The 10,815-nt window shown below is 67.4% G+C and carries 11 protein-coding genes; all 11 read left to right on the top strand.

The annotated features are described in order from the left end of the window. The first annotated feature begins 231 nt into the window (after nucleotides 1-231). The 11 genes from DMX10_RS30890 to ureC all read left to right on the top strand — a co-directional run bounded on the left by DMX10_RS30890 (nucleotide 232) and on the right by ureC (nucleotide 10,712). Complete coding sequence (locus DMX10_RS30890) at nucleotides 232-828, top strand: MarC family protein (protein ID WP_111264678.1); 597 nt, start codon at nucleotides 232-234, stop codon at nucleotides 826-828. Nucleotides 829-1,062: 234 nt separating this feature from the next. Beyond that, nucleotides 1,063-2,328 carry an urea ABC transporter substrate-binding protein gene (urtA, locus tag DMX10_RS30885; protein WP_111264677.1) on the top strand — a complete coding sequence of 422 codons (1,266 nt, stop codon included), beginning with the start codon at nucleotides 1,063-1,065 and terminating at the stop codon, nucleotides 2,326-2,328. Between the two features lie 161 nt (nucleotides 2,329-2,489). Continuing rightward, nucleotides 2,490-4,058 (top strand): urea ABC transporter permease subunit UrtB, encoded by a 1,569-nt coding sequence (gene urtB, locus DMX10_RS30880; RefSeq protein WP_111264676.1) that lies wholly within the window; start codon nucleotides 2,490-2,492, stop codon nucleotides 4,056-4,058. Beyond that, nucleotides 4,058-5,137, top strand: coding sequence for an urea ABC transporter permease subunit UrtC (gene urtC, locus DMX10_RS30875; protein ID WP_111264675.1), 1,080 nt, complete (start codon nucleotides 4,058-4,060; stop codon nucleotides 5,135-5,137). Before urtB ends, urtC begins: the two co-directional genes overlap by 1 nt. Next, a complete protein-coding gene (gene urtD, locus DMX10_RS30870; RefSeq protein WP_111264674.1) occupies nucleotides 5,134-5,994 on the top strand; it encodes an urea ABC transporter ATP-binding protein UrtD in 861 nt (286 codons plus the stop codon). Before urtC ends, urtD begins: the two co-directional genes overlap by 4 nt. 115 nt (nucleotides 5,995-6,109) lie before the next feature. Next, nucleotides 6,110-6,808, top strand: coding sequence for an urea ABC transporter ATP-binding subunit UrtE (urtE, locus tag DMX10_RS30865; RefSeq protein WP_111264673.1), 699 nt, complete (start codon nucleotides 6,110-6,112; stop codon nucleotides 6,806-6,808). An 85-nt stretch (nucleotides 6,809-6,893) separates the two neighbouring features. After that, nucleotides 6,894-7,727, top strand: coding sequence for an urease accessory protein UreD (locus tag DMX10_RS30860; RefSeq protein WP_111264672.1), 834 nt, complete (start codon nucleotides 6,894-6,896; stop codon nucleotides 7,725-7,727). Next, nucleotides 7,727-8,029: an urease subunit gamma gene (gene ureA / locus DMX10_RS30855; protein ID WP_111264671.1), complete on the top strand. Its 303-nt coding sequence runs from the start codon at nucleotides 7,727-7,729 to the stop codon at nucleotides 8,027-8,029. The genes DMX10_RS30860 and ureA overlap by 1 nt, the downstream gene beginning before the upstream one ends. A 76-nt stretch (nucleotides 8,030-8,105) precedes the next feature. After that, entirely contained in the window at nucleotides 8,106-8,600 is a 495-nt protein-coding gene (locus DMX10_RS30850; RefSeq protein WP_111264670.1) for a GNAT family N-acetyltransferase, read from the top strand. 5 nt (nucleotides 8,601-8,605) lie between these two features. Beyond that, on the top strand, nucleotides 8,606-8,911 hold the full coding sequence (locus DMX10_RS30845) for an urease subunit beta (protein ID WP_111264669.1): 306 nt from the start codon (nucleotides 8,606-8,608) through the stop codon (nucleotides 8,909-8,911). Between the two features lie 100 nt (nucleotides 8,912-9,011). Next, nucleotides 9,012-10,712, top strand: a complete 1,701-nt coding sequence (gene ureC / locus DMX10_RS30840; RefSeq protein WP_111264668.1) for an urease subunit alpha — start codon at nucleotides 9,012-9,014, stop codon at nucleotides 10,710-10,712. Nucleotides 10,713-10,815 lie beyond the last annotated feature (103 nt).

Here is a 10,815-nt window from a genome sequence, read left to right as displayed (position 1 = left end):
GCCGATGAGCCTGGGAGAGCGGTGGGCTGAAGCCCACCCTACGCCCACCCTACGCCCGCTCTACGCCCGCTCTACGCCCGCTCTACACCACGCCCTCGCGCTGACACGACGCACCCCACATCTGGCGGCGTGCCGGCGTATGATTGCCCCTCGCCAGGGCGACCCGGATCAACGGGCGCAACCCTCGGCACCTCCTACAATCACAGCACTCACCCCTCACGAGCCCGCCCGATGCTCTCCATGATGTTCAGCCTGTACCTGAAGATGCTGGTGCTCTACAGCCCCTTCTTCGTCCTTTCCTGCTTCATCGGCCTGACCCGAGGCTACACGGTCAAGGAGCGCAAGAAGCTCGCCTGGAAGGTCGCCCTCGGCACCCTGGTGGCCAGCGCCCTGCTGTACCTGTTCGGCCAGGCCATCTTCAACGTCTTCGGCATCACCATCGACGCCTTCCGCATCGGTGCCGGCGCCGTGCTGTTCATCTCCGCCCTCGGCATGGCCCAGGGCAAGCCGGCGGTGCAGGCCGACAACGTCCAGCAGGACGTCACCATCGTGCCGCTGACCATCCCCCTCACCGTCGGCCCCGGCACCATCGGCGCCATGCTGGTGATGGGCGCCGGCCACGTGCACTGGAACGACAAGTTCACCGCCCTCGTCGCCATCGCCTTCGCCAGCGCCACCGTCGGCGTGGTGCTCTACCTCTCCAACCGCATCGAACGCATCCTCGGCGAGCAGGGCCTGCAGATCGTCAGCCGCCTGATGGGCCTGTTCGTCTGCGCCCTCGCCGCGCAGATCATCTTCACCGGGGTGAAGAACTACCTGGCGCCCTGAAAGCGTGCACCCCGCTACCTGACCGACCGTTCAGCTTGCCGCCGCGCACCGCAATGGAGCGCGGCGAATTCCGACGAATTCGCCGAAAAAACCCGCGAAGCCCTCTGAATCAAGCCTTTAGCGCCCTTGGCACGGATGCTGCCAATGCACTGACAGCAGTACAGATGACCGTACTGATGACCCCATTTCGGTCCCATCCCACTGTCATTGCATGGACAGCCAAGGAGGCTCTACATGAAACGCCGTCCCTTCCTGAAATCGACCCTCGCCGCCAGCGCCCTGGTGCTGACCGGCCTGTTCCCCTTCTCCCTGCAGGCCGCCGAGACCATCAAGGTCGGCATCCTGCATTCGCTGTCCGGCACCATGGCCATCTCCGAGACCTCGCTTAAGGACATGGCGCTGATGACCATCGACGAGATCAACGCCAAGGGCGGCATCAACGGCAAGAAGCTGGAACCGGTGGTGGTCGACCCCGCGTCCAACTGGCCGCTGTTCGCCGAGAAGGCCCGCCAGCTGCTGACCAAGGACAAGGTGGACGTGGTCTTCGGCTGCTGGACCTCGGTGTCGCGCAAATCCGTGCTGCCGGTGTTCGAGGAGCTCAACGGCCTGCTCTTCTACCCGGTGCAGTACGAGGGTGAAGAGCTCTCGCCCAACGTCTTCTACACCGGCGCCGCACCGAACCAGCAGGCCATCCCGGCGGTGGAATACCTGATGAGCGAAGACGGCGGCGGCGCCAAGCGCTACTTCCTGCTGGGCACCGACTACGTCTACCCGCGCACCACCAACAAGATCCTGCGCAGCTTCCTGCACAGCAAGGGCGTGGCGGACAAGGACATCGAAGAGGTCTACACCCCCTTCGGCCACAGCGACTACCAGACCATCGTCGCCAACATCAAGAAGTTCTCCGCCGGCGGCAAGACCGCGGTGATCTCCACCGTCAACGGCGACTCCAACGTGCCCTTCTACAAGGAGCTGGCCAACCAGGGCATCGAGGCAACCGACATCCCGGTGGTGGCCTTCTCCGTGGGCGAGGAAGAACTGCGCGGCATCGACACCAAGCCGCTGGTGGGCCAGCTGGCCGCCTGGAACTACTTCGAATCCGTGGATAACCCGGTGAACAGCAAGTTCGTCACCGACTGGAAGGCCTACGCCAAGGCCAAGAACCTGCCCAACTACCAGACCGCCGTCACCAACGACCCCATGGAAGCCACCTACGTCGGCATCCACATGTGGGCCCAGGCGGTCGAGAAGGCCGGCACCACCGATGTCGACAAGGTCCGCGAAGCCATGGCCGGCCAGACCTTCGCCGCGCCGTCCGGCTACACCCTGACCATGGACAAGACCAACCACCACCTGCACAAGCCGGTGATGATCGGCGAGGTCCAGGAAGACGGTCAGTTCTCCGTGGTGTGGCAGACCGAAGGCCCGCTGCGCGCCCAGCCCTGGAGCCCCTTCATCCCCGGCAACGACAAGAAGCCGGACTATGCGGTGAAGAACTAAGCCGGAAGTCTTAGCCGGAAGCCTGAACCTGAAGCCGGAAGCCGGAAGCCTGAAGTACCTCACTTCCAGCTTCTAGCTTCTAGCTTCTAGCTTCTAGCTTCCAGCCTCTAGCTTCCAGCTTCCAGCTTCCGGTCCCCGCCGATAACGGAGCCTCCCTCTCCATGCCCACCTGCCTTCTCCGGATCTTCCTGTCCCTGGCCCTGTTGCTGCCCCTGGCGGCCCGGGCCGGTGACGCCAACGACTTCGCTGCCGCCAATCCGAGCCAGCAGGCCAAGCTGCTGGAACGCTGGGCCGCCCAGCCCGACGCCGCGCGCCAACCGCTGCTCGATGCGCTGCAACAGAATCGCTTCGCCATCGACGCCAAGCTGGCCTACTTCGAACAGGACGGCACCTGGCAGGCCGCCGAGGGCGACGCCGCCCCCGCCGCCACGCCGAAGAAGCTGCGCCTGAACAACCGCCTGCGCGGCCTGTTGATCATCACCCAGGCCAGCCACCAGCTGCTCGCCGCCGAACCCGCCGCACGCCTGGAGGCCGCCCGCCAGTTGCAGAAGAGCGCCAAGCCCGCGCAACTGCCGCTGCTCAACCAGCGCATGGTCGCCGAGGACGACTCCGCCGTGCGCGATGCCCTCAGCCTGGCCCTGGCCAACCTGCAACTGGTCGACCCCGACCCGGCCATCCGCCTCAACGCCGTGCGCCTGCTGGGCGAGACCGGCGACCCGCTGGCCCGTACCCGCCTCGAGGCGCTGCTCGACCCGTCGGTGGAAACCGACGCCACCGTGCGCACCGCCGCCGAGACCAGCCTGGCCCAGGTCAAGCGCCGGCTGGCGCTGGGCGAGGTGCTCGGCCAGGCCTTCAGCGGCCTGTCCCTGGGCTCCATCCTGCTGCTGGCCGCCCTGGGCCTGGCCATCACCTTCGGCCTGCTCGGGGTGATCAACATGGCCCACGGCGAGATGCTGATGCTCGGCGCCTACTCCACCTACATCGTGCAGCTGATGTTCCAGCGCCTGGCACCGGACCTGCTGGCCCTCTACCCGCTGGTGGCGCTGCCGGTGGCCTTCTGCGTCACCGCCGCCATCGGCATGGCCCTGGAGCGCACGGTGATCCGCCACCTCTACGGCCGCCCGCTGGAAACCCTGCTGGCCACCTGGGGCATCAGCCTGATGCTGATCCAGTTGGTGCGCGTGGTGTTCGGCGCGCAGAACGTCGAAGTGGCCAACCCGGCCTGGCTCTCCGGCGGCATCCAGGTGTTGCCCAACCTGGTGCTGCCGTACAACCGCATCGTCATCATCGGCTTCGCCCTGTTCGTGGTGGCGCTGACCTGGCTGCTGCTCAACCGCACGCGCCTGGGCCTCAACGTCCGCGCCGTCACCCAGAACCGCAACATGGCCGCCTGCTGCGGCGTGCCCACCGGCCGCGTCGACATGCTCGCCTTCGGCCTCGGCTCCGGCATCGCCGGGCTCGGCGGCGTGGCCCTCTCGCAGATCGGCAACGTCGGCCCCGACCTCGGCCAGAGCTACATCATCGATTCCTTCCTGGTGGTGGTGCTCGGCGGCGTCGGCCAGCTGGCCGGCAGCGTGCTGGCGGCCTTCGGCCTGGGCGTGGCGAACAAGATCCTGGAGCCTTCGATCGGCGCCGTGCTGGGCAAGATCCTGATCCTCGCGCTGATCATTCTCTTCATCCAGAAACGCCCGCAGGGCCTCTTCGCACTGAAAGGACGGGTGATCGACTGATGAACCAGCCCCTGACCCTCACCGCCGCGCAGAAGGCCGGCCCGAAAGTCACCCTGGGCGTCGGCGCCCTGGTGCTCGCCGTGCTGATCGCCCTGCCGCTGCTGCACCTGCTGCCGGCCGACAGCCCGCTGCAGGTCTCCGCCTACACCCTCACCCTGGTGGGCAAGATCCTCTGCTACGCCATCGTCGCCCTGGCCCTGGACCTGGTCTGGGGCTATGCCGGGCTGCTGTCCCTGGGCCATGGGCTGTTCTTCGCCCTGGGCGGCTACGCCATGGGCATGTACCTGATGCGCCAGAGCGCCGGCGACGGCCTGCCGGCCTTCATGAGCTTCCTCGCCTGGAGCGAGTTGCCCTGGTACTGGGCCGGCACCTCCAGCTTCCTCTGGGCCCTGTGCCTGGTGGTGCTCGCCCCCGGCCTGCTGGCCCTGGTGTTCGGCTTCTTCGCCTTCCGCTCGCGGATCAAGGGCGTGTACTTCTCGATCATGACCCAGGCCCTGACCTTCGCCGGCATGCTGCTGTTCTTCCGCAACGAGACCGGCTTCGGCGGCAACAACGGCTTCACCGACTTCAAGCGCATCCTCGGCTTCGACATCACCGCGCCGGGCACCCGCGCCGTGCTGTTCCTGGCCACGGTGGCGCTGCTGGTGTGCGCCCTGCTGCTCGGCTGGCGCCTGTCGAAGAGCAAGTTCGGCCGCGTGCTCACCGCCCTGCGCGATGCCGAGAACCGCCTGATGTTCTGCGGCTACGACCCGCGCGGCTACAAGCTGTTCATCTGGGTGCTGTCGGCCGTGCTCTGCGGCCTGGCCGGCGCGCTGTACGTGCCCCAGGTGGGCATCATCAACCCCAGCGAGATGTCGCCGACCAACTCCATCGAGGCCGCCGTCTGGGTGGCCCTGGGCGGGCGCGGCTCGCTCATCGGCCCGCTGCTGGGCGCCGGCCTGGTCAACGGCATGAAGAGCTGGTTCACCGTGGCCTTCCCGGAATACTGGCTGTTCTTCCTCGGCGCCCTGTTCATCGTCGTCACCCTGTTCCTGCCCAAGGGCCTGTTCGGCCTGCTGCGCAAGGAGAAGGATCAATGAGAGCGACCCCGGTACCCGAACTCATGCTCGAACCCGCCTACGACCCCAACAGCGACGCCGGCACCGGCCGTGACGCCCTCGGCCTCGGCCAGAGCGCCGGCAAGGGCCTGAACACCCGCCACGGCACCATCCTCACGCTGGAGGACATCAGCGTCAGCTTCGATGGCTTCAAGGCGCTCAACGACCTCAACCTGTACATCGGCGTCGGCGAGCTGCGCTGCATCATCGGCCCCAACGGCGCGGGCAAGACCACGCTGATGGACGTGATCACCGGCAAGACCCGCCCCACCACCGGCAGCGCCTGGTTCGGCGAGACCCTGGACCTGACCCGCATGAGCGAGGTCGAGATCGCCCAGGCCGGCATCGGCCGCAAGTTCCAGAAGCCCACGGTGTTCGAGGCGCTCAGCGTGTTCGAGAACCTGGAGCTGGCGCAGAAGACCGACAAGTCGGTGTGGGCCAGCCTGCGCGCCACGCTCACCGGCGAGCAGAAGGACCGCATCGACGAGGTGCTCGCCACCATCCGCCTGCAGGACTCGCGACGCCGCCCGGCGGGCCTCCTGTCCCACGGCCAGAAGCAGTTCCTGGAGATCGGCATGCTGCTGATGCAGGACCCGCAACTGCTGCTGCTCGACGAACCGGTGGCGGGCATGACCGACGCCGAGACCGAATTCACCGCCGAGCTGTTCAAGGGCCTGGCCGGCAAGCACTCGCTGATGGTGGTGGAGCACGACATGGGCTTCGTCGGCAGCATCGCCGACCACGTCACCGTGCTGCACCAGGGGCATGTGCTGGCGGAAGGGTCGCTGGCGGACGTGCAGGCGAATGAACAGGTGATCGAGGTTTATCTGGGGCGCTGACGCGCCAGCTGCAAGCTGCAAGCTGCAAGCTGCAAGCTGCAAAACGATGCTGACCCGCTTTTTCTTGTGGCTTGAAGCTTGGCGCTTGAGGCTGCAGCCACTGAGGAATTCAACCGTGCTTCAAGTCCATCAGCTGCATCAATACTACGGCGGCAGCCACATCCTCCGCGGCCTGTCGTTCGAGGTGAAGGTCGGCGAGGTCACCTGCCTGCTCGGGCGCAACGGGGTGGGCAAGACCACCCTGCTGAAATGCCTCATGGGCCTGATCCCGGCCAAGGAAGGCGCGGTGAACTGGGAGGGCAAGCCGATCACCGCTTCCAAGCCGCACCAGCGCGTGCACGCCGGCATCGCCTACGTGCCCCAGGGCCGCGAGATCTTCCCGCGCCTGACGGTGGAGGAGAACCTGCTGATGGGCCTGTCCCGCTTCAGCGCCCAGCAAGCCAAGGCGGTGCCCGAGTTCATCTACGAGCTGTTCCCGGTGCTGCGGGAGATGAAGCACCGCCGCGGCGGCGACCTCTCCGGCGGCCAGCAGCAACAACTGGCCATCGGCCGCGCCTTGGCCAGCCGGCCGCGCCTGCTGATCCTCGACGAGCCCACCGAAGGCATCCAGCCCTCGGTAATCAAGGAGATCGGCGCGGTGATCCGCAAGCTGGCCGAACGTGGCGACATGGCCATCCTGCTGGTGGAGCAGTTCTACGACTTCGCCGCCGAGCTGGCCGACCAGTACCTGGTGATGAGCCGTGGCGAAATCATCCAGCAGGGGCGCGGGAAACACATGGAGGCCGAGGGCGTGCGCGGTCTGGTGACGATCTGACCGCGGGCGCGTGCACCGGATGGGTTCAGGGCACGCCTCTTGCTTTGCCCGGTCGGTCAACTATTTCGCGGATGCCCCCACAGCCATGAACCTGCCCGCAGCCCTGTTCACGCCGAGCTGGCACGCCGAGCTGGAGCTGGGTTACGCCCGACGGGACGAACGCACCATTCCGGTGCTGCGCCGCCACCTCGGCCCCCTGAGGGTGCAAAAGCACCTCCATGCCGAGGGCCCCGAGGTGTGCCAGCACATCATCGTGCACCCGCCCGGCGGCATCGCCGGGGGTGATCGCCTGGACATCACCGCCCAGGTAGGCGACGGCGCCTGGGCCCAGCTCACCAGCCCCGGCGCGGCCAAGTGGTACCGCGCCCGCAGCCCGGCCTTCCAGACGCTCGCCCTGCGCGTCGAAGCCGGCGCCACCCTGGAATGGCTGCCCCAGGAAACCATCGTCTTCTCCGGCGCCCAGGCCGAGCTGTCCACCCGCATCGACCTGGCCGCCGACGCCCGCCTGTTCTACTGGGACGTGGTCGCCCTCGGCCGCCCCGCCGCCGGCGAGCGCTTCGCCGGCGGCCACTTCCAGGCCCAGCTGGATATCCGCCGCGATGGCCGTGCCCTGTGGCACGAACGCCAGCGCATCAGCGGCGACGACGGCCTGCTCGACTCGCCCATCGGCCTCGCCGGGCAACCGGTGTTCGCCACCCTGATCGCCACCGGCCAGCTCGACCCGGAGCGGCTGGAACGCTGCCGCGAACTGTCCTCTTCCGTGCGCGGCGACCTGACCCAACTGCCCGGCCTGCTGGTGGCCCGCTGCCTGGCCGGCGAAGCCCTGCATGCGCGCGCCTGGCTGATCGACCTCTGGCGCCTGTTGCGCCCTGCCCTGCTCGGCCGCGAAGCCGTGCCACCGCGAATCTGGAGTACCTGATGGACCTCACCCCGAGAGAGAAAGACAAGCTGCTGATCTTCACCGCCGGCCTGGTCGCCGAGCGGCGCCTGGCCCGTGGCGTGAAGCTCAACTACCCGGAAGCGATGGCGTTCATCTCCGCCGCCCTGCTCGAAGGCGCCCGCGACGGTCGCACCGTGGCCGAGCTGATGCACGTCGGCACCACGCTGCTGAGCCGCGACCAGGTGATGGAAGGCGTGCCGGAGATGATCCCGGAGATCCAGATCGAAGCCACCTTCCCCGACGGCACCAAGCTGGTGACCGTCCACCAACCCATCGCCTGAGGACGTCGTCCCATGCCTACTGCGCTTGCCCATGCTGCGCTCGCTACGGCCTTGAGCGACCTCCTGGAGACCCGAAATGATCATCCGTGACGCCAGCGAAGCCGACCTGCCCGGCATCCTGGCCATCTACAACGACGCCGTGGAGCACACCACGGCGATCTGGAACGAGACCCTGGTGGACCTGGCCAACCGCCGCGCCTGGCTGGCCGAGCGCACGGCAGCGGGGTTCCCGGTGCTGGCGGCGCATGACGCTGCCGGCGAGGTGGTCGGCTACGCCAGCTACGGCGCCTGGCGACCCCATGACGGCTACAAGCACACCGTCGAGCACTCGGTGTACGTGCGCGCCGACCAGCGCGGCAAGGGCCTCGGCCCGCAGCTGATGCAGGCACTGATCGAACGGGCCCGGTCGGCCGGACTGCATGTGATGGTGGGGGCCATCGAGTCCGAGAATGCCGCCTCCATCCGCTTGCACCAGCGCCTCGGCTTCACCACCACCGGCCAGATGCCCCAGGTCGGCCGCAAGTTCGGCCGCTGGCTGGACCTCACCTTCATGCAACTCATCCTGGAGTGACTCCCATGATTCCCGGCGAATACCAGATCCAGGACGGCGAGATCGAACTCAATGCCGGCCGCCGCACCCTGAGGCTCTCCGTGGCCAACAGCGGCGACCGGCCGATCCAGGTCGGCTCGCACTACCACTTCTTCGAGACCAACGACGCCCTGGCCTTCGACCGCGCCGCCGCGCGCGGCATGCGCCTGAACATCCCCGCCGGCACCGCCGTGCGCTTCGAACCGGGCCAGAGCCGCGAGGTGGAACTGGTGGACCTCGCCGGCGCGCGCCGGGTGTTCGGCTTTGCCGGAAGGGTAATGGGCGATCTTTGATAGAGCGCTGAAAGCCGGAAGCTCGAAGCTGGAAGCAGACCGCGCCGGCTGATGCTTCCAGCTTCTGGCTTCAAGCTTCCAGCTATTCGGGAACCGAGATATGAAAATCAGCAGAAAGGCATATTCCGACATGTTCGGCCCCACCGTCGGCGACAAGGTGCGCCTGGCCGACACCGAGCTGTGGATCGAGGTCGAGAAGGACTTCACCACCTACGGCGAGGAAGTGAAGTTCGGCGGCGGCAAGGTGATCCGCGACGGCATGGGCCAGGGCCAGCTGCTGGCCGCCGAGGTGGTCGACACGCTGATCACCAATGCGCTGATCATCGACCACTGGGGCATCGTCAAGGCCGACGTGGGCCTGAAGGACGGGCGTATCGCGGCGATCGGCAAGGCCGGCAACCCGGACATCCAGCCCGACGTCACCATCGCCATCGGCGCCAGCACCGAGGTGATCGCCGGCGAGGGCATGATCCTCACCGCCGGCGGCATCGACACCCACATCCACTTCATCTGCCCGCAGCAGATCGAAGAGGCGCTCATGAGCGGCGTCACCACCATGATCGGCGGCGGCACCGGGCCGGCCACCGGCACCAACGCCACCACCTGCACCTCCGGCCCCTGGCACATGGCGCGCATGCTCCAGGCCGCCGACGCCTTCCCGATGAACATCGGTTTCACCGGCAAGGGCAACGCCTCGCTGCCCGAACCCTTGATCGAGCAGGTGAAGGCCGGCGCCATCGGCCTCAAGCTGCACGAGGACTGGGGCACCACCCCGGCGGCCATCGACAACTGCCTGAGCGTCGCCGACCTGTACGACGTGCAGGTGGCCATCCACACCGACACCCTCAACGAGTCGGGCTTCGTCGAGACCACCCTCGGCGCCTTCAAGGGCCGCACCATCCACACCTACCACACCGAAGGCGCGGGCGGCGGCCACGCCCCGGACATCATCAAGGCCTGCGGCTTCTCCAACGTGCTGCCCAGCTCCACCAACCCGACCCGGCCCTTCACCCGCAACACCATCGACGAGCACCTGGACATGCTCATGGTCTGCCACCACCTGGACCCGAGCATCGCCGAGGACGTGGCCTTCGCCGAGAGCCGCATCCGCCGCGAGACCATCGCCGCCGAGGACATCCTCCACGACCTCGGCGCCTTCAGCATGATCAGCTCCGACAGCCAGGCCATGGGCCGCGTGGGCGAGGTGATAACCCGCACCTGGCAGACCGCCGACAAGATGCACAGGCAGCGCGGCCCGCTGGAAGGCGACGGCGCCGGCAACAGCAACTTCCGGGTCAAGCGCTACATCGCCAAGTACACCATCAACCCGGCCATCACCCATGGCATCAGCCATGAAGTGGGCTCCATCGAGGTGGGCAAGTGGGCCGACCTGGTGCTCTGGCGCCCGGCCTTCTTCGGCGTGAAGCCGACGCTGATCCTCAAGGGCGGGGCCATCGCCGCGAGCCTGATGGGCGACGCCAACGCCTCCATCCCCACCCCGCAACCGGTGCACTACCGGCCGATGTTCGGAAGCTTCGCCGGCAGCCGCCATGCCACCAGCATCACCTTCATCAGCCAGGCCGCGCTGGAGGCCGGCGTGCCCGAACAACTCGGCCTGAAGAAACGCATCGCCGTGGTCAAGGGCTGCCGCAGCGTGCAGAAGCAGGACCTGATCCACAACGACTACACCCCGGACATCGACGTGGACCCGCAGACCTACCAGGTCAAGGCCGACGGCCAGTTGCTCTGGTGCGAACCCGCCGAGGTGCTGCCGATGGCGCAGCGGTATTTCCTGTTCTGAAGGCTTGCGCCCATCCCCCTGTCGCCACGGCGGGGGATGAACACCCTGTGCTAGGTTTCGCCATTTCCCCGCACCGGGAGCCCGTCATGCCCCAGCCCCGCCC

This window comes from Pseudomonas sp. 57B-090624, from assembly GCF_003234055.1.
GTDB lineage: Bacteria > Pseudomonadota > Gammaproteobacteria > Pseudomonadales > Pseudomonadaceae > Metapseudomonas > Metapseudomonas tohonis.
The sequence above is the reverse complement of the archived record's forward strand: the minus strand, read 5'-3'. Positions and strand labels throughout refer to the sequence as shown.

What these genes read in the sequence shown, in the direction of transcription:
- DMX10_RS30890 (WP_111264678.1), top strand. Translation starts at nt 232, where the DNA reads ATGCTCTCCATGATGTTCAGCCTGTACCTGAAGATGCTGGTGCTCTAC.
- urtA (WP_111264677.1), top strand. Translation starts at nt 1,063, where the DNA reads ATGAAACGCCGTCCCTTCCTGAAATCGACCCTCGCCGCCAGCGCCCTG.
- ureA (WP_111264671.1), top strand. Translation starts at nt 7,727, where the DNA reads ATGGACCTCACCCCGAGAGAGAAAGACAAGCTGCTGATCTTCACCGCC.
- DMX10_RS30845 (WP_111264669.1), top strand. Translation starts at nt 8,606, where the DNA reads ATGATTCCCGGCGAATACCAGATCCAGGACGGCGAGATCGAACTCAAT.
- DMX10_RS30860 (WP_111264672.1), top strand. Translation starts at nt 6,894, where the DNA reads ATGAACCTGCCCGCAGCCCTGTTCACGCCGAGCTGGCACGCCGAGCTG.
- urtB (WP_111264676.1), top strand. Translation starts at nt 2,490, where the DNA reads ATGCCCACCTGCCTTCTCCGGATCTTCCTGTCCCTGGCCCTGTTGCTG.
- DMX10_RS30850 (WP_111264670.1), top strand. Translation starts at nt 8,106, where the DNA reads ATGATCATCCGTGACGCCAGCGAAGCCGACCTGCCCGGCATCCTGGCC.
- ureC (WP_111264668.1), top strand. Translation starts at nt 9,012, where the DNA reads ATGAAAATCAGCAGAAAGGCATATTCCGACATGTTCGGCCCCACCGTC.
- urtC (WP_111264675.1), top strand. Translation starts at nt 4,058, where the DNA reads ATGAACCAGCCCCTGACCCTCACCGCCGCGCAGAAGGCCGGCCCGAAA.
- urtD (WP_111264674.1), top strand. Translation starts at nt 5,134, where the DNA reads ATGAGAGCGACCCCGGTACCCGAACTCATGCTCGAACCCGCCTACGAC.